Genomic DNA, 23,212 nt, shown 5'->3' on the forward strand with positions numbered 1-23,212 from the left:
GGGGTGTGCTCGCACATGCGGGCACATCGCCTTGTGTGTCAACGCTTTTCGTCGACACGCACGGTGATCCCGTCGCGTGGACGCATGCCGATGAGCCCGGCCGGGCGCGCGTCCGTCGTCAGCAGTTCCCCCTCGAAGTGGCGCGCGACGGTGACGAAGGCCGCCTTCACCGCCATGGTCGCGAACCCCGCACCGATGCAGCGGTGCGGACCACCCCCGAACGGCAGGAACTCGTGCGGCGCCGGACGGTGGTAGAACGCCGAACTCGGATCCCAGCGCCGGGGCTCGAACCGCTCGGGCTCTCGCCACACGGCGGGCAGCCGGTGGGTGTGGTACGGACTGAATATCAACAGGTCACCGGGCACGAAACGCGCTCCCGCCAAGGTGAATTCGGCGGCCACCTTCCGCGACACGATGGCCGTGGCCGGGTAGAGCCGCATCGTCTCGGAGACGATGCCGTCCAGGCCGGGCAGGTCCGTGATCGAGACCGGCGCACCGGCGGGCAGCCGTTCCGCGATCTCCGCCCGGATGCCGTCCCACACCGCGCGATCGCGCAGCGCGCAGTACAGCGTCCAAGCCAGTTGCGCCGCTGTGGTTTCGGCGCCGGCTTCGAGCAGACTCACGAGCTGGTCGGTGATCTCGGCGTCGGTCAGCCGCGCGTCGCCGACGCCCCGGAGCAGCACGCCGAGCGCGTCCTCGCCCGGCTCAGCCGCCGCGCCACGGCGCTCGATCTCCGCGACCACCCACCGGTGCACCGAGGACCGCGCCAGCAGGGCCCGCCGCCAGACGGGTGAACCGGCGCCGCGTTCGAGCGTGCCGCCCAGCACATCGGTATCGATGGCGCGGTGGATATCGTGCAACCAGTCGCTCAAACCGTCGGAACGCTCCACGGCGGCCACACCGAACAGGCTCTCCAGCGTGGCCAGGCGCAGCGCCTTGCGCAGCGAGCCGTACACATCCAGCACCGCGCCGGGGCGCCAGTCCGCCATCGCGGCCTCGATATGCCGGACGACCGTCTCCAGGCGCCCCGCCACCCGGCGGGCGGTGAACGCCGGCGCGACCAGTTTACGCAGACGGCGATGCGCGTCACCGTCGTTGACCAGCAACGCGGACGGTCCGGTCAGCGGCGTCAGCGCCGCGAAAGCCTGCTCCCAGCTGAACAAGGCGCTGTTGGCCAGGATGAACTCGCACGCCTCGGCGCCGAGGGTGAGCCGGAAGCCCATCGGCCCCGCCCCGAGCGCGGTCACCGGTCCGTTCTCCCGGTACAGCCGCGCCATCGTCGTGTACGGGTCGGACGAAAACGCCTGGAGATCCGCCAGTGCGCGCGGCGAGGGCGACGCGCTCATCCGAGATCGCCGCCCGACGCGGCGAGCAGGTCCGGCAGCGGCACCGCGACGGGCGCGGGCGGCCGGATCAGCTCGGGCTGACCGAGCACGGTCGTGAGCCGCTGCCACATCCCGGTCACCGTCATCGCCCACTGTCCGGCGCCGGCCGTGCGGCGCGGGTCGGCGATATCGGCGCGCACCTGCGCCAACGCATGTCGAACGCCCTGCGGCCACATCTCGTCGAAGACCTCCCGGAACGTCGCGGTGTCCGACGGTGCCAGCACCTCGGTGCTGGGCACCGCCAACCGTTCGGTGCCGGGCCCGGACATGAGCAGCCGCCCGGTCTCGTCGCGGTCGGAATGCAGTCGCGGACTCCACAACACGGGTCCGTGGGTGTCGGCCAGCGTCAGCACGCCCCCTTCGAACGCCACCGCGATGCGGTGCAGCGCGAGAGCGTGATTGTCGGGGTCGCCGGGGTGCATCTGGTTCTGCACCCGCAGCGACACCGGGACACCGCCGATCACGCCGGACAGGGCGGTGTAGGGCATCGGCGTATCGGCCAGTGCCGCCACCTCCGGCGGCAGCGGGGCGGGCTCCCCGAACGCCCACGGGCGCAGTTTGCCGACCGCCGCGCCGAGGACGTCGAGCAGCGGGTAGAGCACCTGGACTCCGGTCGCGGCGTCCACGTGCCGCGGCGGCTGCCGCTCCCGGAGCACGCACGCCGCGCGCAGGAACAGTCGCACCGGCGGCAGATTCGGATAGAAGGCGTTGAGCCGGTAGCACACCCCGTGTTCACGCGCGACCCGCAAGCAGTCGGCGAGCTCGTCGGGATGCACCAGATGTTCTTGCAGCACATGAATTCCGCGCGTCAGCAGGCCCTGCGCGAGTTTCGCGCCGTCACCGCCCGCGACGCCGGCGCGCACGGCGACGCAGGCGATGTCGATATCGTCGGGCAGCTGGTCGATGCCCGTATAGTGCGGCACCCCATAGCTTTTCGCGCACTCCACCGAGCGGGCACTGCCCCGCGACACCACGCCCGCGAGCTCGACGCCCGGATCTTCGTGCACCGCACGCAGATACACCCGGCCGAACGAGGTGCCACACACCACGACTTTGGGCACGCCGGGCGAGGTAGTCGCACTCACAGGATTCCGGCCTCCATCGGTTCGTCGTGGGCGTGCGGGTGCGTCTGCCACACCGACAGCGCCCCGAGGTGGCGCACGGCGTCGAGCAGACCGCGCGGGTCGAGGACGTCGTCGGCGAAGTGCAGGCCCGGCGGCACCGCGCCGTCGAGCACGGCCACGACAGCGTGCGCGGCGACCGCCGCGGTGAGCGCGAAACTGCTCGGCGTGCGCACCACGGCGGTGTCGGTGCGCCCGGGACGGGTGAGGGTGAACGCCATCAGATAGAACGGATCCAGCCCGGCCAGATCGAGGTCGGCCGCCGCGCGGATCTCCTCGGCGATCCCCGCCAGGGCTTCCGCGTGAGCGTGCACTCGGCCGCGCAGCCGGGTGAGCGTCAACCGCAGCGCAGTGCCGACGAAGACGTTGTACCAGTGCAGATCCGTGAGCCCGGCCGCGCGGGCCATGCGCTCCGCGTCGGCGGTGAGGAACGGCATCGCGGTCACCGCGCCGGGAAAGCCCGCGATCTCGACGTTCTCGCGCACCGCCAGCGCGCAGCGCCGCCGCCGGCCGCCCGACCAGGCGGCCAGCGTCTCCCCGTACCAGTGCTCGCCGTCGCCCGAACTGTCCAGCGAGAGCGCGAGATCCGCGGCCGAGGCCGCCGCGAACGGCTCGATGCCGCCCGCGTAGACGTCCAGCCGGGCCCCGCGCAGATCGTCGGCCAGCAGCCGGGGCACCACGTTGGCCAGGCCGGGCAGCATCCCGGCCGACAGCACCGCGATCCGCTCCGGACCGAGCAGCGGCGACCCCGCCAGCAGGTGGTGGGCCGGCCCGTCTCCCGACACGTCCACGTAGTCGCTGCCCGCCGCCAGCGCGGCCCGCGCCACCCGGTCCTTCACCAGGTACGACGGCCCCGCGCAGTTGAGCACGAGCCGGGTTCCGGCGCAGAACCGCGCCAGCGACTCGGGGTCGTCGATATCCACCCGGCGCCATTCGGTGGCGTCGGGCAGGGCGGCGAGGTCGATGCGGGTCTCGTCGCGCGCGCCGAGCCGCAGCGCGTCGATCCCGAGCCGGGTGAGCATCCGCACCGCCGCCCGCCCGACCACACCCGTGGCGCCCACCACCGCCACCCGGGTCACGGTCGCGCCTCCGAGCCGGCGTCCGGCAGGAGCGCGGTGATCCGCTCGGCCACCGCCGCCGCGTTCGACGCCGACATGCTGGTCAGATGATCGCCGGGGATGTCCTCGAAGGCCAACGCGCCCAGGACGATTCGGGACCAGAAGCCGTCCACGTCCACCCGCGAGCCCAGGAACATGGTGCCCTCGCGGTTGCGCAGCACGCGCACCGGGCCGAAGTAGGGCTCGGCCCGGTGGGCGCCCATGGCGCGCAAGTTCTGCGCGAAAAGATCGAACTGACTACGGAATTCGTCCAGCGAATGACCGGAGGAATAATAAGGGCCCGCGCCCTGGGCCGACGCGGCGTGCAACGCCGCGAGCCGATCGGCGCGCGGGGCGGCCGCCACTTTCCGCAACGTTTCCGCCAGCGGGGCGAACGCGCCGTCCAGCCCGCTGAGCGCGCCCGCCGGTACCTCGTCCGGACTGCGCTCGAGCACCGAACGCACTGCCGCTTCGAAGGTTTCGGCCTCGGCGGGGAATCCGACAGCGGCCGGATCGACACCGATCGCCTGGGCGAACACGTACTCGACCAGCAGGTCGTCGTACACCGCGGGCGGCTGGTGGGTCCCGATCACCGTGAGCTCGTCCACCGTCGCGCCGGCCTCGGTGAGCGTGCGCGCGATCTCGGCGGCGAGCAGTCCGCCCACCGAGTACCCGATGACGCGGAAGCGCCGATCGTGGTCGAGCAGTTCGGTCGCGTAATCGGCGGCCTGCCTGGTGACCACGGCGTCTGCGGGCAACGCCCGGTACCGCGCCGGGTCGGTGACCTCGAGACCGATCAGCGGGCCGGGATGCGCGGCGCGCAGATGCGGGACGAGCGCCTGGTAGGGCGTCAGGGTCCCGGTGCCGCCGGGGACCAGCACCCAGGTGCCGCTCTCGTGCCCCGGCTCGCCCCCGAGCGCGCGCACCGCCACCCGCCGGTCCGCTTGCGCGGGAGCGGCCTCGGCGCGGTGCCTGCGCGCGGCGAGTGCGGCCACCGTGGGGTTGCGCAACATGTCGCGCAGCAATTCCTGCCACTCGACTTCGGCGATCTCGGGCACACGATCGCGCAGGCGCCCGACCATCTGCGAGAGCAGCAGCGAGTCGCCGCCGAGGGTGTAGAAGTTCTGGTCGCGGCCCACGCGCGCGACGCCGAGCATCTCCTGCCACAACTGGGCGATCCGCTCCTCGATCTCGTCGGCGGGCGGCACGTACGGGATGTCCGTCGCGGCCGCCGGAGTCTCGGTGAGGCGGGCGGCCAGCGCCGCGCGGTCCAGCTTCCCGTTCGCCGAGCGGGGCAGCGCGTCCAGCAGGCTCAGCTCGTCGGGCACCATGTGGCCGGGCAGCAGCGCCGCGACGTGCTCGGTGAGCTGCTGGTCGGTGACGGCGCGCCGTTCGCCCTTGAAGCGGGCGACGAACACGCCCTGCCCCGACGCCGCCAGCGGCTCCCCCTCGGCGGGCAACACCCGCACGTGGTCGGCGCCCGCGTGCTCGAGTTGGCGCAACCACTGGTCGCGAGTGAAGAACGCCTGCCCGGTACCGGCCCGCACGTCGGTGAACGCGGTGAGCTCACTGAAGAATTCGAACTCCATCGACACCAGCAGCGCGTAGTTGTGCTGCCGAGTGGGTTCGAGGAACACCAGCCAGCCGCCCGGCGCCAGCAGATCGCGCAGCCGCGCCAGCACCTCGTCGGCATCGCGCGAGTTGTGCAGCACGTTCGCGCACAGGATCACGTCGGCCGAATTGGGCCGCAGCCCTTGATCGAGCGCGGCGGCGTTGATGTCGAAGCGGCCGTACCGGACCCACGGGTAGTCCGCGAACTTCTGGCGCGCCTCCCCGAGGAAGTACTCCGAGATGTCGGTGAAGTGGTAGTCCGGCGTGAATTCCGCCAGGGCGGGGATCAATTCGGTGCTGGTGCCCGCGATGCCGCCGCCGACTTCGAGCACCCGCAGCCGGTGCGGCAGCCCCCGCGCCACCTCGCGCACGGTGTCGATCACCACGCGATGCGCGCTGCGCGCCACCAGGTTCGTCCTATAGACGGCGTGCGCGGCCCCCGGCTCGACGGCGGGGAACAGCAGCTCCCGCACGTCGAGTTCGCCGCGCAGCAGGTCGTCCAGTCTGCTGCTGCACCGGCGGATGTAGTCGAGGGTGTCGCTGCCGTAACCCACGACGGCGTCGAGTTCGTCGATGCGCCGCCACGCCTGGGCGACCGCGTCGGGACCCGCCGCGATCAGGTCGCTGTACCATCCGGTGGCCGGGTCGTGCACGACCGCGCCCCCGTCGGCGAGGGCCGCCATCCACCGCTTCAGCAGACCGTGCTGGCGGTCGGAAACCCCGGTGGCGGCGGCGATCTCGGCGATATCGTAGGGGCGTTCCCGGTCGGCGAACAGGCCGTCGGCGCGCAGCCGGGCGGCGATGGAGAGCATCGCCATCTCGTCGACCGCCCGCATCAGGGCGACGAAGGACTCGCCGTCGATCTCGTCCTGGGCCGCCGCCGCGGCGTCCTCGGCGGCGGCGAGCACGGCGGTCTCCTCGCCGGTCGTCCCGCCCGCGACCGCGTCGGCCGCGACTTCGGCGAACCCGAACAGCCGCCCGCGCTCGCTCACCAGCACCGCCGCGTCGGCCACCGCGGGGTGGCGGCGCAGCGCCGACTCGATCTCGCCGAGCTCGACCCGGTGTCCCCGGATCTTGACCTGGGTGTCCTCCCGGCCCAGGAACTCGAGCCGCCCGTCTGGGTGGAAGCGGCCGAGATCGCCGGTGCGATACAGCCTTTCACCGGTGCGCGGGTGGCGGAGGAATCGTTCGGCGGTCAGTTGATCGTCGCCCAGATACCCTTCCGCGACGCCGAGACCGCCGAGGTAGATCTCCCCGGTGACGAGCTCGGGACAATCCTGTAGCGCCGAATCCAGTACGCGCACAGTCTGATTGCGCAGCGGGATGCCGTACGGGATGCTGCGCCAGGCCGGATCGATCGTGCGCACCGGGTGGTGGATCGACCAGATCGATGCCTCGGTGGCCCCGCCCAGACCCACCACCGCGACCTCCGGATGTGCCAGGCGCACCCGGTCGGGCAGGTCGAGCGGAATCCAGTCGCCCGACAGCAGGACCAGCCGCAGCGACTCGGCCGCACGAGTGGGGGTGGTGTCGAGGTAGTCCAGCAGCATTTGCAGCTGGCCGGGCACGCTGTTCCACACCGTCACCGCGTGCTGGTCGACCAGTTCGGCCCACCGCGACGGGTCGGCGGCGCGATCCTGTTCGGGCAGCACCACCGCACCTCCGGCCGCGAGTACGCCGAAGATGTCCCACACCGATAGGTCGAAGGCCAGGCTCGCCACCCCGAGCACCCGATCGCCGCGGCCGAGCCCGAACCGCTGATTGATGTCGTCGATGGTGTTCGCCGCGGCCCGGTGGGAGATGACGACGCCCTTCGGCTCCCCGGTGGAGCCGGACGTGTAGACGACGTACGCCGGATCCGACGGGTCCACGTCGGCGGGCAGGTCGGGCGCGGCGTCGGCCTCCGGCACCGCGTCGGCCCGCACGACCTTCGCGGTCGCGGGGAGTTCATCGACGTCGGGCAGCCACGATTGGGTGAGCACCACGTCGATCCCGGCGCGGTCGATGATGCGTTCCTTGCGCGCCCGGGGCTGGGTCACCTCGATGGGCACGTAGGCGGCGCCGGCGAGCAGCACGGCGAGCACCGCGACAATCTGCTCCGGCCCCTTCTCCATCACGATCCCGACCCGGTCGCCGGGCTCCACACCGGTCGCGCGCAGGGCCGCCGCCACCGCGACGGCACGGCGGCGCAGATCGGCGAAACTCACGGCGGCGCCACGGTGGAATACGGCGGGCGCGTCCGGATCGGCGTCCGCCCGGTCCAGTACGAGCCGGTGCAGCAGGCGCGGTTCGGCCACGGCGGCGGTGTCGTTGTAGGCCTCGCGGCGGGCGCGTTGCGCCGCGGGCAGCGGGACCGGGTGCTCCTCGGTCCAGGCGTCGGGGTCGCCGGCCAGGCGGGTGAGCAGGTCGACGAACGCGGCGAAAGCGTCGGCCGCCGTGTCGCCGGCCAGCACGTCGCGGCGCACGTCCCAGGCGAGCAGCACCCCGTCCTCGTGCGGGGTGACCTGGCAGTCGAGCCACACCTGGGGTGTGCGGGTGAGGCCGCGCAGGATGCGGCCGCCGCCGGTGGGCGCGGCGGAGATCTCGCCGCCCAGGGCGCCGGTGTAGATCACGGGCATCAGGACCGGGCTGCCCGCGCGGCGGGTCAACTCGCTGAGCACTTCCACGCCGTCGAACAGCCGGTGGTCGAGATCGGTGAACAGGCGCGCGGTGATGGCACGGGCGCGGGCGGCGAAGGAGCTGTCCGCGTCGAGGTCGATGCCGAGCAGGTTCACCGACGTGAAATCGCCGAGCACCGCGTCGATGTCGGGGTGGGCCGGAAGCCGGTTGAACACCGGCAGATTCAGCGTGAACCGGCGGCTGCGGCTCCACCGGCCGACCACCTCGGCGTAGGCGGCGAGCACCGCGCCGGAGGCGGTCAACCCGTGGGCGGCCGCGTGCGCGGTCAGGTTCGCGAGGTCGGCGGCGGGCAGCCAGTGGTGCAGCCGGTCGAAGCCGGGGTCGGTGCTGTCGCCCGCCGCGACGGGCAGATCGGGAGCCGGGGGCAAGGTGTCGAGCCGCTCCAGCCAGTACTCGCGATCACGCTGGTACCGGGGTCCGTGGCGCAGCCGTTGCACGCCCATCACGTAGTCGCGGAACCCGATCTCCGGCGCGGGCCGCAGCACCGACACGTCCCCGTCCGCGCCCACGAGCCGGTCGAGTTCGGCCAGCAGCAGCCGCAGGCTCGCGGCGTCGATCACCAGCAGTTCCAGCAGCAGGTGCAGCACGCAGCCGGTGTCGGTGCGGGTGAGGCGCAGCGCGAACAAGGGCCACTGCTCGGTGGCGGTCGCCGGGCCGAGCATTTCGTCGCGCTGCCGGTCGCGGGCGGCGTCGATCCGGGCCGGGTCCGCACCGCGCAGGTCGGTCACGAGGATCTCGTACCACGGCACTGTCGCGGCGATCCGCTGGTGGCCGTCGCCGTGCACGGTGGCGCGCAGCATGCCGTGGCGCTCGACGAGCGCGTTCCACGCCCGCTCCACGACGGCGGGTTCGACGTCGTCGTAGGCGATTTCGAGGTAGCTGGTACAGGCGACGCCGCCGAACGGGTAGGTGGGGTCGCGGCCGATGAGGTAGGCCGACTGGACGGGGGTGAGCGGGAACGGTTCGTGCGCGTTGACGGTGTCGGCGGACACCTCGAGCGCCACCTGGTCGCGCGAAAGATAGTCCAGCACAGCGGGTTTGTGAGCGGTCAGCCGCTCGCGATGTTCGGCGGTGAGCACGCCGCGCGGCGCGCGGAATCGCAGGTGCTCTCCGTCCGCCCACAGATGGACTCCGCGCTGTCGTAGATCGGTTACCAGGTCGGCGACGTTCACAATGCACCTTCTTCGAGCTCGAGATCGTTCTGCGGTTGGTTGCGGGTGAGTCCGGCGATGGTCGGGGTGGTGAAGAACTCGCGCAGGCCGGTGGTGACGCCGAGTTCGCGATGCAGCCTGCCGAGCAGGCGGGTGGCCGACAGCGAGTCGCCGCCCGCGGCGAAGAAGCTCGTGTCCCGGCCGGGGAGTTCGCCGCCGACGATCTCCTGCCAGAGGCGGCCGATCCGGGTTTCCAGTCCGGGCCGCAGCGGTTCCGCCGGGCCGGACGCGGCAGTGCCGGTGGAGGTTTGGGCACGGTGCACGAGTGCGGCGTGGTCGATCTTGCCGTTGCCGGTCAGCGGCGGGTCGGGCAACGCGATCAACTCCGGCAACCAGCCCGACGGCAACCTCTCCGCCACGAACTCCGAAAGTCCCTCGGGTACAGCAGGTTCCACGAACGCCACCAGTCTCATCCGAGACCGCTCCCCCACCGCCACCGCGAACGCCCGCCGCACCTCCGGATGCGCCGCGATCGCCTGCTCGACCTCACCCAACTCCACTCGATGCCCGCGCACCTTCACCTGACGATCGGCCCGGCCGAGGAATTCGAGGACCCCATCCGGGCGGTACCGGCCCAGATCGCCGGTCCGGTACCAGCGCACGCCGTCCGCTTCGGAGAACTTGGATCGGGTGAGTTCGGGGTCGCCCCGGTACCCGTGCGCGACGCCGAGGCCGCCGATCAGCAGTTCGCCCGGCACCCAGTCGGGCCGGTCGTGACCGGACTCGTCCACCACGCGGTATCGCTGGTTGCGCAGGGGGCGGCCATAGGGGATGGACGTCCACTCCGGGTCCACTTTCTCGACCTCGAAGTAGTTCGACCAGATCGACGCCTCCGTCGCCCCGCCCAGTGCGATCAGGCGACAGTCCTGGGACAGGGCCGCGAGTCGGCCGGGGAGGTCCAGGCCCACCCAGTCCCCGGAAACCAGTGCCAGGCGCAGCGTCGCGGGAAGGCCCGGCCCGGACTCGGCGGTGGTGAGCAGCATGTCCAGCATGGCAGGCACGCTGTTCCACACCGTCACCCCGTGCTGGTGAACCCGCTCCAGCCACCGACCCGCGTCGCGCCGATCCTCGTCGGCGATCAGAACGGCACGGCCACCCGCACCCAGCACGCCGAACAGATCGAACACCGACAGGTCGAAATCCGTTGCCGCCACAGCCAAGACACGATCGCTCGCGCAGAGTTCGTAGCGGCAGCGCAGGTCTTCGAGGGTGTTCACCGCACTGCCGTGCGTGATCTCGACGCCCTTCGGGGTTCCTGTGGAACCGGACGTGAAGATCACGTACGCGAGATCGCCGGGCGCACCCCGGTGCACCGGGGCCGGAGGCATCCGCGACGCGTCCGATATCGCCACGACGGCCACACCTTCGGGGAAGCCTCCGTGTCCCGCCACATCATCGGTGAGCACCACCGACACCTGCGCCTGCCCGAGGATGGCGATACGCCGTTGCGGCGGTTGATCCTTCGCCACCGGCACATACACCGCTCCGGCGGCCAGCACCCCGTAGAGCGCCGCGACCTGCGCCGCACCGCGTGTCGCCGACACCGCGACGGCCACGCCGGGCCGCACGCCGTGCTCGCGCAACAGCGCCGCGATCCGGGCGGCCCGGTCCGCCAGCTCACCGAAGCCGACGGTCATGTCGTCGTGGTCGATGAGCGCCACACGGCCGGGGTCGGTGGCGGCGATGTCGAAGAGCGGCGCGTGCAGCAAGCCACCCCACCGGCTGTGTTCCGGTCCGGGCCCGGCGGTGTCGTTGACCCGCGCGCGGGCCGACCGTTGCCGCTCCGGCAGCACCGGCAGCGCCTCCGGCAGCGGGTGTTCCCAGTCGAGATCGCCGAGCCGGGTCAGGTGGTCGCGGTACCGGGCGAACATGTCGTCGACCAGGTCTTCGGGGAACAGTTCGTCCACCGAATCCCAGCTCAGCAGAACACCTTCCGGCAACTCGATGACCTGGTGGTCCAGCCACACCTGCGGCGTCTGCGTGCGCGTGTGGTCGGGCCAGCGGACCGAGCGCGCCAGGTCGTCGTCCACGCCGAGCATGGACGTGAACACCACCGGCACCGGCTCGGCCATCGTCGCGCTGTCCCTGGCCAGTTCGCGCAGCACGCGGACGGCGGACACCTGCTGGTGGTCGAGATCGCTCCACAGCTGTTCTTGCAGGCGCCGGGCGCGCGACAACCAGGTCTCCCCGGCGGCGGGCCGGTCGGCCACCAGCAGCAGCGAACTGAAATCGCCCACCACCCGCATGATGTCGGGATGCGCATCCCGGCGATCGAACCGGGTCAACGTGACCGTCAGATCACGCTGCGCACTCCACCCGCCGAGCACCCACGTATAACAGGACAGCAGAACAACACTCGGCGTCACACCGTAGTCCCGCGCACGGGCCACGATCCGCCGCCACGTGTCGAGGTCGAGGCGGAACTCGCGGCGACTGAACCTCGGACGCTCCACCGCCGCCGGTGAAACCCGCAACGGCAACTGCGGTCCGGGCGGCAGCTCGGGCAGGCGGGCGCGCCAATAGGACAGCGCCGCTCGCACTTCCGCCTCCGAGGGCGCAGAGCTGGTGACGTAGTCGCGGAATTCGAGGGCCAAGGGCGGCAATTCGAGATCGGGGTCGTCATAGAGCCGGGTCCACTCGGCGATGAGGACCAGCGCGCTCAATCCGTCCACGACCAAGGTGTCGAAGACCGCGCACACCCGGCTGCGCTCGCCGTCGCGGACGACACGGATATCGAACAGCGGCCAGGTGGTGGCGTCGAGGCACCCGTTCGCCATCTCCTCCCGCACCGCGACGGGGGCCTGCGCGCCCTCGAGCACCGGAATCCGGTAGGCGGGAACGTTTTCGAGTACGCGCTGCCGGCCGTCGGCGGTGAGCACGGCGCGCAGCATCGCGTGCCGGTCGACCACCCGCTGCCACGCCCGCGCCAACCGGGGCACGTCCACGCCGGGCCAGTCGTACTCGACGTACAACTGCGCTCCGACGCCGCCGAGATCGAAATCCGGTGATCGGCCCAGCCAGTAGGCCACCTGAATGTCCGTGAGCGGGAACGGTTCCCACCGGCGCGAGGGGTCGGCGGTGGCCAGCGGGGCCGGTGTCGTCGCCTCGGTGAGCGATCGGCCGCGGGCCAGGCCGGCGACCGTCGGGTTGGTGAAGAACTCGCGCAGGGTCACCGTCCGGCCGAGTTCGCGGGCGAGGCGGCTCACCAGCCGGGTGGCGGACAGCGAATCGCCGCCCGCGGCGAAGAAGCTCGTGTCCCGCGCGGGGAGTTCGCCGCCGAGCACCTCTTGCCAGACGTGCCCGATCCGGGTTTCCAGTCCGGGCCGCAGCGGTTCGCCTTGCTCGGACACCGAGGCGCGAGCACCTCCAGCCGATTCGGCGCGGTGCACGAGTGCGGCGTGGTCGATCTTGCCGTTGCCGGTCAGCGGCGGGTCGGGCAACGCGATCAACTCCGGCAACCAGCCCGACGGCAACCTCTCCGCCACGAACTCCGAAAGTCCCTCGGGTACAGCAGGTTCCACGAACGCCACCAGTCTCATCCGAGACCGCTCCCCCACCGCCACCGCGAACGCCCGCCGCACCTCCGGATGCGCCGCGATCGCCTGCTCGACCTCACCCAACTCCACTCGATGCCCGCGCACCTTCACCTGACGATCGGCCCGCCCCAGGAACTCGAGGACCCCATCCGGGCGGTACCGGCCCAGATCGCCGGTCCGGTACCAGCGCACGCCGTCTTCCTCGAAGAACCTGGCCGCGGTGAGCTCCGGGTCGCCCCGGTAGCCGCGCGCGACGCCGAGGCCGCCGATCAGCAGTTCCCCGGGCACCCAGTCGGGCCGGTCCCGTCCGGACTCGTCCACCACCCGGAAGTACTGGTTGCGCAGGGGACGGCCGTAGGGGATGGACGTCCACTCCGGGTCCACCTTCTCGACCTCGAAGTAGTTCGACCAGATCGACGCCTCCGTCGCCCCACCCAACGCCACCAGACGGCAATCCCGCGACAGTGCCACCAAGCGACCGGGCTGGTCCAGGCCCACCCAGTCCCCGGAAACCAAAGCCAGGCGCAGCGTCGCGGGCAGACCCGGCCCGGACTCGGCCACGGTGAGCAGCATGTCCAGCATGGCCGGCACGCTGTTCCACACCGTCACCCCGTGCGCGTGCGCGGCCGCCAGCCAACCCGCCGCGTCGCGCCGATCCTCGTCGGCGACGATCACGGCGCTGCCCCCGGCACCCAGCACACCGAACAGGTCGAACACCGACAGGTCGAAATCCGTTGCCGCTACCGCCAACACGCGATCGCCAGGACCGAGGTGGTACCGCCCCCGCAGATCGTCGAGGGTGTTCCGCGCACTCCCGTGCGTGATCTCGACGCCCTTCGGGGTGCCGGTGGAACCGGACGTGAAGATCACGTACGCGAGATCGCCGGGCGCACCCCGGAACACCGGGGCGGGGCGATGCCGGCTCGCCTCGGCGATCGGCACGATCGGCATTCCGTCGGGGAATCCGGCGACGTCGTCGGTGAGCACCGCCGACACCTCGGCCTGTTCGAGGATGCCGTTACGCCGTTGCCATGGTTGGTCTTTCGCCACGGGCACGTATGCCGCCCCGGCGGCCAGCACGCCGTAGAGCGCCGCCACCTGCGCAACGCCCCGCGCCGCCGACACGGCGACCGCAGCACCGGGACGCACTCCGTGCTCGAGCAACAGCGCCGCGATCCGCCGCGCGTGATCGGCGAGTTCCCCGAAGCCGACTTCGCGCGAACCGTCGATGATCGCGACGCGGTCCGGATCGGCCTCCGCGATATCGAACATCGGCGTATGCAACTGCGGGGCAGAAGAATTCACGGCAACGGGCTGGCCGGCCATGTTGACTTCGTCCCGGACGGCCCGCTGCCGGGCGGGCAGTACCGGCAACGCATCGGGCAGCGACGCGTCCCAGTCCAGATCCGCCAGCCGGGTCAGGTGTTCGTAGTAGGTGGCCAGCATGGCATCGACCATCCCGTCCGGGAACAGCTCGTCCACCGAATCCCAGCTCAGCACAAGCCCTTCCGGCAGCTCGACGACCTGGTGGTCCAGCCACACCTGCGGCGTCCGGGTGCGCATCCGGTCCGGCCAGCGCACCGAATGCGCCAGGTCGTCGTCCACGCCGAGCATGGACGTGAACACCACCGGCACCGGTTCCACCGGGGCGTCGTTCTCGCGGGCGAGTTCGCGCAACACGCGAACGGCGGACACCTGCTGATGATCCAGGTCGCGCCACAGTTGCTCCTGCAACCGCCGCACACGCCCCAGCCAGCTCTCCCCCGCCGCGGGCTGATCGGCCACCAGCAGCAACGAACTGAAATCGCCCACCACCCGCATGATGTCGGGATGCACGTCCCGGCGATCGAACCGCGTCAACGTGACCGTCAGATCACGCTGCGCACTCCATCCCCCCAACACCCACGTATAACAAGCGAGCAGAACAACACTCGGCGTCACACCGTAGCCCCGCGCACGAGCCACTATCCGCCGCCAGGTTTCCGATTCGACCCGAACCTCGCGGCGCCTGAACCTCGGATGCTCCACCGCCGCGGGCGACACCCGCAACGGCAACTGCGGACCGGGTGGCAGCTCCGGCAATCGCGACCGCCAGTACGTCAGGGCCGCTTGTACTTCCGCGTCGGACGGTAGGCACGTCGTCACGTAGTCGCGGAATTCGAGGGCCAAGGGCGGCAATTCGAGATCGGGATCGTCGTAGAGCCGGGTCCATTCCGACAGGAGCACCAGCGCGCTCAGCCCATCGACCACCACCGTGTCGAACACCGCGAGCACCCGGCTGCTCTCGCCGTCGCGAATCACGCGGATGTCGAACGGCGGCCACGCGCCCGCATCCGAACGCTCCTCCGGCCACTCGTCGGAGGACGATTCCGTCGGGCCGTCGAAAACCGGAATCCGGTACGCGGGAACCTCTTCCAGCACTCGCTGCCTGCCGTCGGGCTCGATCACCGCGCGCAACATGGCGTGCCGATCGACCACCCGGCGCCACGCCCGCGCCAACCGGGCCACGTCGACCCCCGGCCAGCCGTACTCGACCGCCAACTGGGCGGGGATACCACCGAGGTCGAAATCCGCGGATCGGCCCAACCAATAGGCGACCTGGATATCGGTCAGCGGGAACGGCTCGAACCGGCGCTCGGGATCGGGACGGATCGCCGGCACCGCCACCGCCGCACCCGGCGCGAGGTGCGCGGCGAACTCGGCGAGGGTGGGCGTCGTGAACAGCCGCCCCAGCTCGGCACCCGTCACTCCGGCCGCGCCGAGACGCCGGATCAGCCGGGTGGCCAGCAGGCTGTCACCGCCGAGGGTGAAGAAGTCGTGGTCGCGGCGGATCTCGTCGACGCCGAGCAGCTCGCGCCAGGCCTCGGCCACGATCCGCTCCAGCGGGCCGCGCGGCGACGCGCCCGCTCCATCGCCACCCTCGTGCTCGCCGGCGGCGGTGAGGGTGGCGTGCACAGCGGCGCGATCGACCTTTCCGTTGCGCGTGATCGGGAGTTCCGTCCGGCGCAGGATGCGCCGGGGAATCATGTAGCGGGGCAACCGATCCCGGAGCCACTCGCGCAGGGTGTTCTCGTCCGCGTCGCCGACGACGATCGCCGCGAGCGCCCTGGTGGGCCGCTCGAGCACCGCCGCGACCGCGGCGCTCACCTCTGGGTGCTCGGCCAGCACCGCTTCGATCTCGCCCAGTTCGATCCGGTGGCCGCGAATCTTCACCTGATGATCGGTGCGCCCGAGAAACTCGAGCGTCCCGTCCGGGCGGTACCGCACCAGATCGCCGGTGCGGTACCAGCGGACCCCGTCGCGCTGGACGAACTTCTCGGCGGTGCGCTCCGGGTCGCCGCGATAGCCGTGGGCCAAGCCTCCACCCGAGACCCACAGCTCACCGGGCACCCACACCGGACGGTCCCGACCCTGGCCGTCGACCACCCGGCAGGAAGCATGTGGCAGGGGCGCGCCGTAGGGCACGCTCGTCCAGTCGGGGTCCACCTCGTCGACCTCGCAGACGGTGGCGTGGATGGCCGCCTCCGTCATCCCGCCCAGTCCGGCGAACCGGCACCCGGGGACGAGCCGGCGCAGCCGATCGGGCAGATCGACGGTGACGCGATCGCCACCGAGCATGACCACCCGCAGCGCCGTACCCAGCCCGGTCTCGGCGGCGGCGATCAACAGCATGTCCAGCAGCGCGGGGACGGCGCTGACCACGGTGACGTCCCAGCGCCGGATCAGCTCCGCCCAGGCGGCGGCGTCGCGGCGCTGCCCCTCCTCGACCACCACCACGGAGCCGCCGACGGACAGGAACGCGAACAGATCGTAGGCGGAGAGGTCGAAGTCCAAGGCGGACAACGCGATCGTGCGATCGTCCGCGCCGATGCCGAACCGCAGGCCGACCGCGTCGACGGTGTGGGCGACCGCGCGATGCGGCACCTCGACGCCCTTCGGGGTACCGGTCGAACCCGACGTGAAGATCACGTACATCACGTCTTCCGAGTCCACCGCGACGAGATCGGCCAACGGCGCCACGGTGTGCACCTGTTCGGGGAAGAGCAGTGCGATGTCGTCGGGCCACGGCGCAGTGGCGGCGGTGTCCACGTCGGTGACCACCAGCCGCGCGCCCGCCGTGCGGTAGACCCGCTCCCGCCGCGCGGGCGGCACATCGACGCCCGATGGAACGTAGGTCGCGCCCACGGCCAGCACCCCGAGGGCGGCCACGATCTGGTCGACGCCCTTGGGCAGGGTTATCGCCACACTGTCGCCGCGCCCGATTCCCTTGGCCGCCAACAGGCCAGCCATACGGCGAGCCCGGAGCGCGAGGTCGCCGTAGGTGATCTCCGCATCGCCCGCGATCAGCGCGGTCCGGTCCGGATGCTCCTCGGCGCGAGCGAAGAATCGCCGGTGCAGCGGAATGGGCGGCGGGGTGACGATCTCCCGGTACGTGCGATCGGTCACCGGCCACGGCGCGGCCCGGTCCCACGCGCCGTCGTCGTTCAGCAACAGCTCGACGAAACGGGTGTAGGCGCCGAACATCGCGTCCAGCATCCCGGGCGGGAACAGCGAGACGCGGGCATCCCAGTTGAGCAGGATGCCGCCGTCGAACTCGGTCACCTGCGCGTCCAGCCAGACCTGCGGGCCCTGCGACACCGTCCAACATGGCTCGCCCAGACACTCCCGCACCTCGGGCGCGTAGAGCTCCCCCAGACTCAGCGCGCTGGTGTACACGACGGGCGCCAGCACCCGCGCGCCGCCTTGGGCGCGGCTCAGGTCCCGCAGCACCTCGACACCGGTGTAGGCGGCATAGCCCAACGCCTCACGCAGGCGCTCGGTGATCGCCCGGCCCCGTTCGGTCACCGACATCGGCGCGGACAGATCCACATCGAGCAGCACCGAACTCGAGAAGTCGCCGACCAGCCGGTCCACCTCGTCGTGCAACGGTTCCCGGTCGAACACCGGCAGATTCAGCAGGAAGCGATCGGAGCGGCTCCACGCGCCGACCGTCTCCGCGAATACGGTGGCCAGCACGCTCGCCGTGGTCAGACCCGCACGGTGCGCCCGTTCCCGCAACAGCGCCGCGCGCTCCGGGGACAACCAGTGGTGGCGGCGGTCGACTCGCGGTCCCCCGGTGGCCGTCTCGGACGTGAGCACCGGAAGTTCCGGTGCCGCGGGCAGTTCCGGCAGTCGCGACTGCCACCAGGCGCGGGCCTGCTCGCGCGCAGCGGCTCGAACGCCCGCCCGATCCGCCAGATACTGCTGGTAGCTGTATCCGAGGGCGGGTAGCGCCGTGGGCCCTTCGGTGTAGAGCGCGGTCAGGTCGGCCAGCAGATTGCGCAGGCTCAGCGCGTCGGCGGCGATCATGTCCAGATCCAGGTGCACCCTGGTGCCGCCGTCGGGCAGCAGCGAGAGCTGGAGGTCGAACACCTCACCCGCCGCGACGTCCATGCTCCGGTGCGAGAGCGCGCCCCGCGTGCGCGCCAACCACCGGGTGCGCTCGGGTTCGGGCAGCGCCCGCAGATCGTGCACGGTCAGGCCCGGCCAGTGCCCGCGCTCGGTCACCCGCTGCATGCCCTCGGCGTCGATGGTCACCCGCAGCATCGGGTGTCGCGCCATCAGTGCGCGCACGGCGCGCTCCAGCCGCTCGGGTTCGAGACCTCCGGCGTGGTCGAACTCGCCGTACAGGTGCGCGGCCACCGCGCCCAGTTCCTGCGCCGAGGTCCGCCCGATCCAGAACGCGTGCTGCATCACCGCCAGCGGAAAGGGAGCCGCCGGGTCCACCGCGGTCGTCTCCACGGCACCCTCGGAGTCCCTGTCCTGCAACAACTTCCACCACGAGCCGAGTGTCGGGCTCCGGACCAGGTCGCGGTACTCCACCCGTTTGCCCGCGCGCCGTAGCAACCCCGAGATCCGCATGACGGTCACCGAGTCCAACCCCAGCGCCAGCAGATCGGTGTCGTCGGTCAACGCCGCGACGGGCACGCCCGCGAGCTCTCCGACCCACTCGCGCAGGGCGTCGATGCCACGGTTCCAGTCGAAGTCCCCGGCGGTGCGTCCGTGCGGTCGGCCGAGCTTTTCCTGCATCACACACCCCAACGCTAGCAAACGACAATCATTTTCATTAGTGCTACAATCTACGAGGTCCGCCCAACTCAGGTCAAGGCACTTCCCGAACTCCCAGATCGGAATACCCACGCGCCGAATGTGTTTCGGCGCGAACACAGGAAGTAGGGTTGATCGCCAGCGCCGTCCTGTCCTTGATCACCCACCCCGCGCAATGGGACGCGCTGCGCGCCGATCCCGAATTGGCCGCTCCCGCAATAGAAGAGACCATGCGTTACTGGGGGCCGGTGGAATCGGCGACCGCGCGCTACGCCCGCCTGCCGATCGATCTGGCCGGGCGGCGCATCCAAATCGGCGATCGGGTGCTGGTGTTCCCGGCCGCGGCCAACCGCGACCCCGCCCACGTCACCGATCCGCACCGCTTCGACATCCACCGCGCACCGCGGCCGTACCGCGGGTTCAGCGGCGGCACCCACCACTGCATGGGCGCCGCGCTCGCGCGCACCGAAGGCCGGATCGCGCCCACCGCGCTGCTCGCCCGCTGGCCCGACCTGCCGCTTGGCCGTGGACCCCGCCGAACTGCGCTGGCGCCCCGGCATGGGGTTGCGGGGGCTGCGTCGCCTCCCGGTGCGGCCCTCACCCGACGGAACGGCTGTCCCCGGCACGGTGATTCGTGCCGGGGACATATCTCCGCTAGGCCGAGGTGGGGACCCGCCAGTGCCGCGCGCGGGTCTGCGCCGACCACATCGACTGATACCGCCCGTCCGCGGCGATCAGCTCCTCGTGCGTGCCCTGCTCCACGATCTCGCCGTCCTCCAGCACCAGGATGCGGTCCGCCGCGACGACGGTGGAGAGCCGGTGCGCGACCACCACCACCGTCTTCTCCGCGACGAGCGCGTCGATGGCCTGCTGGACGTAGACCTCGTTCTCGGCGTCGAGCGCGGCGGTCGGTTCGTCCAGCAGCACGATCGGCGCGTCCTTGAGGATCGCGCGGGCGATCGAGATGCGCTGGCGTTCCCCGCCGGACAGCGCGTTGCCGATCTCGCCGGCGCGGGTGTCGTAGCCGTGCGGCAACCGCGCGATGAAATCGTGGGCGTTGGCCGCCCTGGCCGCGGACTCGATCTCCTCCTGGCCGGCGTCGGGTCGGGCCATCGCGATGTTCGCCCGGATGGTGTCGTCGAACAGGTACACGTCCTGGAAGACCACCGAGATGTGGCGGTAGATCTCGACCGGGTCCAGATCCCGCAGGTCGAGGCCGCCGATCCGCACCGTGCCCCGCTCCGGATCGGCGTAGCGGGTCAGCAGCCGGGTGATCGTGGTCTTGCCCGACCCCGAGGGACCGACCAGCGCGGTCAGCGACCGCGCGGGCAGGGCGAACGACACCCCGCGCAGCACCGGCGGTCCGTCCGCGTAGGCGAAGTGCACGTCGTCGAATGCCAAGTCGTGGCGGGTGATCCGGGCCTCGGGGTCGCCCACCGGCAGCGGATCGGTGCTCAGCACGTCGCCGATCCGCTCCAGCGCGGAGTCGGTGACCTCGAACAGCGACGACATCGACGCCACGTTCGACAGCGGCTCGGCGAAACGCACGGCCGCGACCACCACGGCGACCAGCAGCGCCGCCGAGATGTCCAGGTCCAGCACCAGCGCCGCGCCCACCGACACCATGGCGACCAGGCAGAGCTGGACGATGCTCGAGGCCAGCAGACCCGGCCACGTCAACCGGTTCTGCATGGCCGACATCGCCTCGTTCTGCCGCTCCAGCGTCTCGACCAGCCGCCGCGACGACGCGCCGACCTGTCCGGTCGCGCGCAGCACCGGCAACCCCTGCACGTACTCGACGATGCGGTTGGCCGCCGCGGCGTCGGCCTCGTCGGTCTCGCGCAGTCCCGCGCCGGACACCCGCTGGATGCGGCGGACGAACAGCGCGGCGAACGGCACCGACAACGCCAGCACCAGGCCCAGCCGCCAGTCGATGACCAGCACGATCACCCCGAGTATCGCGGGCACCGAGACCAGGCGCAAGAACCACAGCGCCAGCGTGGACGCGCTCACCGTGGCGTTGGCGACGGTGGCGCCCAGCAGCATGGTCAGGTCACCCGCCGAGCGGCGCTCCAGTTCGGACTGCGGCATGGTCCGCAGCTTCTCGCCCAACTCCAGACGCGTGGCGGCGAGCATATCGGCCCACCGGCCGAACTCGAATCGCAGCTCCCCGTAGTGGAATACGGCTTCCACGGCGTAGCAGGCCGCGAACACGCCGAACCACAGCCACGCGGCGCCGGTGTCGATCTCAGGACGGCTGAGTTCGTACAGGAGCGGCACGAGCGCGGCGTACGCCAGGGCTTGGGCGATCGCGGCGATCACCGCGCACCACAGCGCGCGGCGGAATTCGGCGCGATAGCTGCCCGCCGCGAGCAGCATCAGCCTCAGGATCCTTCTCATCGGACAGTCGTCTCCTCGGTCGCGCCGGCGTTGAGTCCCCAGCCGCGCGCGCGTTGATGGTGTTCCCAGAGCCCGGCGTACCGGCCTTGCGCCGCAAGGAGTTCGGCGTGCGTTCCGCGTTCGGCCACCCGGCCCGCGTCGAGCACGACGATCTGGTCGGCGTCGACGATGGTCGACAACCGGTGCGCGATCACGACCACGGTGCGTCCGCGGGTCAACGCGGCGACGGCGTCCTGGATCGCCGCCTCGTTCTCCGGATCGGCGAACGCCGTCGCCTCGTCCAGGATCACGATCGGCGCGTCGGCGAGCATCGCCCGCGCGATCGTGATCCGCTGGCGCTGGCCGCCGGACAGGCGCGCGCCGCGCTCACCGACCGGGGTGTCGTAGCCCTGCGGCAGATTCGTCACGATGAAGTCGTGCGCCTGCGCCGCCCGCGCGGCGGCCTCCACCTCGGCGTCGGTGGCCGAGGGCCGCGCGAGGCGAATGTTCTCCGCCACCGTGTCGGCCAGCAGGAACGGGTCCTGGAACACAAGCGTCACGTGACGCAGCAGTTCCTCGGACGGGATCTGGCGCACATCCACGCCGCCGACGAGCACCTGCCCCGCCGTCACGTCCCAGAACCGCGGAATCAGCCGCGCGACAGTCGATTTCCCGGAACCCGAGGCCCCGACCAGCGCGCACACGGCGCCGCTGGGAATCTCGAGATCCAGTCCGTCCAGCGCGGCCCGGTCCGCGCCCGCGTAGGCGAACTCGACACCGCGGAAGGAGATCGAGCCGTCGGCCGGGACGGCGGGCTGCGTCGGCTCCGGCAGCGCCGGGATGTCGAGCAGGTCGACGATGCGCGCCGCGCCCGCCTTGGACTGGTTGATCATGTTGGTCAGGTAGATCAGCGGCAGGATCGACTCCACCGGCAACGTGCCCAGCAGAATCACCGCGATCAGTTGCGCGGGCGACATCGACCCGGCGGAGATCAGCCAGATGCCCACCGGCAGCGCGAGCGCGAGCGTGAGCAGCGGGGCCATCACCTGGTTGGCGAAGATCATCGCGCCGCGACTGGAGTCCTGCCAGGCCGTGGTGGCCGCGGTGAACTCGCGGACGCGCTGTACGAAGCGCCGGAACGAGCCGGCGCCGTCGTCGAAGGTGCGCACCACCGGCATGCCCTGCACGAACTCCACCACGGCCGCGTTGATCGCCTCGTTCGCGTCGTCGTAGCGGCGGCGGACCTCGGCGTAGTCGCGCATGGACAGCTGCATCCCGATCATCACCAGCGGGAAGATCGCCAGCACTGCCAGCAGCAGCCGCCAGTCCACGAAGCCGAGGGCGATCAGGGCCGCGATCGGTTGCGCCACACTGAAACCCGCCAGCGGCACGGAGTCGGCCACCGCGATGTGCAGACCGCGCACGTCGTCCTGGACGACCTTCTTCACCGCGCCCGCGCCGAGCCGCTGCACGTCCCCCAGCGGCACCCGGGCCAGGTGCGTGGCGATATCGGTGCGCAACCGCTGTTCCAGATCGAACGAAGCCATATGGGAGGCGCGGAACGACCACGCGCGCAATCCGAACCGGGCCAGCACCCCGACCGCGGCCACCGCCAGCCATCGCGTGACGCGACCGGAGTCGGTGTCGGCCTCCAGCAGTTCCCACAGCGCCAGCGCGATGCCGACGTAGCCGATCACGCCCGCGACAGCGCCCAGACCGGCGACCGCCAGCGCCAGGCCCAACCGTCCCCGGACCGGTGCGACCACGCGGAACAGCGCGCTCCCCGGCGTCGCCCCCGACGGCGGGTCCGCGCCCGGCTCGTCCTCGTTCACCTGCGGCGACACCTCGGCGTCAGCCTTCATCACGGCTCCTTGTCCGGTGTTCGGGTGGATCCCATCGCGGCCGCGTCCGCCCCTGCCGCGCGCAGCCGAATCGCCCTCCCGCGACACGCTACCCAAATCAGAAACGATTGTCATTACCGAGATCGACGCCCGCAGCGCCATCGGCAACCAGGTCGGCGATACCCGAAGTCATTGCGGCACAACCGATTACCCGGCCCCGCAGTGGACGGCCCGCGAATGAGCCGCTGGCGCAGCGGACGGACCT

At 71.4% G+C, this 23,212-nt stretch carries 7 protein-coding genes and 1 pseudogene; 1 reads left to right on the forward strand and 7 read right to left on the reverse strand.

The window, feature by feature from the left end; translation table 11 throughout:
- Window positions 1-38: 38 nt before the first annotated feature.
- The 5 genes from OHB21_RS32040 to OHB21_RS32060 are packed head-to-tail and all read right to left on the reverse strand — an operon-like array spanning window position 39 to window position 18,709.
- On the reverse strand, window positions 39-1,346 hold the full coding sequence (locus OHB21_RS32040; protein ID WP_084537839.1) for a cytochrome P450: 1,308 nt from the start codon (window positions 1,344-1,346) through the stop codon (window positions 39-41).
- Window positions 1,343-2,470, reverse strand: coding sequence for a Gfo/Idh/MocA family oxidoreductase (locus OHB21_RS32045; RefSeq protein WP_324191878.1), 1,128 nt, complete (start codon window positions 2,468-2,470; stop codon window positions 1,343-1,345). Before OHB21_RS32045 ends, OHB21_RS32040 begins: the two co-directional genes overlap by 4 nt.
- Window positions 2,467-3,585, reverse strand: coding sequence for a saccharopine dehydrogenase NADP-binding domain-containing protein (locus tag OHB21_RS32050; protein WP_195124442.1), 1,119 nt, complete (start codon window positions 3,583-3,585; stop codon window positions 2,467-2,469). The genes OHB21_RS32045 and OHB21_RS32050 overlap by 4 nt, the downstream gene beginning before the upstream one ends.
- On the reverse strand, window positions 3,582-9,065 hold the full coding sequence (locus OHB21_RS32055) for a non-ribosomal peptide synthetase (protein WP_324191877.1): 5,484 nt from the start codon (window positions 9,063-9,065) through the stop codon (window positions 3,582-3,584). Before OHB21_RS32055 ends, OHB21_RS32050 begins: the two co-directional genes overlap by 4 nt.
- Window positions 9,062-18,709, reverse strand: a complete 9,648-nt coding sequence (locus OHB21_RS32060; RefSeq protein ID WP_195124541.1) for a non-ribosomal peptide synthetase — start codon at window positions 18,707-18,709, stop codon at window positions 9,062-9,064. Before OHB21_RS32060 ends, OHB21_RS32055 begins: the two co-directional genes overlap by 4 nt.
- A 221-nt stretch (window positions 18,710-18,930) precedes the next feature.
- On the opposite strand from OHB21_RS32060, the pseudogene OHB21_RS37665 reads away from it, so the two are divergent.
- Window positions 18,931-19,218: pseudogene (locus tag OHB21_RS37665) on the forward strand (cytochrome P450); the annotation flags it as partial.
- A gap of 163 nt (window positions 19,219-19,381) precedes the next feature.
- Here the strand turns inward: OHB21_RS37665 and OHB21_RS32065 are convergent.
- Entirely contained in the window at window positions 19,382-21,127 is a 1,746-nt protein-coding gene (locus tag OHB21_RS32065; protein WP_195124443.1) for an ABC transporter ATP-binding protein, read from the reverse strand.
- Window positions 21,124-22,968: an ABC transporter ATP-binding protein gene (locus OHB21_RS32070; protein ID WP_084538242.1), complete on the reverse strand. Its 1,845-nt coding sequence runs from the start codon at window positions 22,966-22,968 to the stop codon at window positions 21,124-21,126. The genes OHB21_RS32065 and OHB21_RS32070 overlap by 4 nt, the downstream gene beginning before the upstream one ends.
- Window positions 22,969-23,212 lie beyond the last annotated feature (244 nt).

This window comes from Nocardia puris (assembly GCF_036051655.1).
Lineage (GTDB): Bacteria > Actinomycetota > Actinomycetes > Mycobacteriales > Mycobacteriaceae > Nocardia > Nocardia puris.

Bases quoted from the DNA above. Each gene is read 5' to 3' on its own strand.
- OHB21_RS32070 (WP_084538242.1), bottom strand. From the start codon at position 22,968: ATGAAGGCTGACGCCGAGGTGTCGCCGCAGGTGAACGAGGACGAGCCG.
- OHB21_RS32060 (WP_195124541.1), bottom strand. From the start codon at position 18,709: ATGCAGGAAAAGCTCGGCCGACCGCACGGACGCACCGCCGGGGACTTC.
- OHB21_RS32040 (WP_084537839.1), bottom strand. From the start codon at position 1,346: ATGAGCGCGTCGCCCTCGCCGCGCGCACTGGCGGATCTCCAGGCGTTT.
- OHB21_RS32065 (WP_195124443.1), bottom strand. From the start codon at position 21,127: ATGAGAAGGATCCTGAGGCTGATGCTGCTCGCGGCGGGCAGCTATCGC.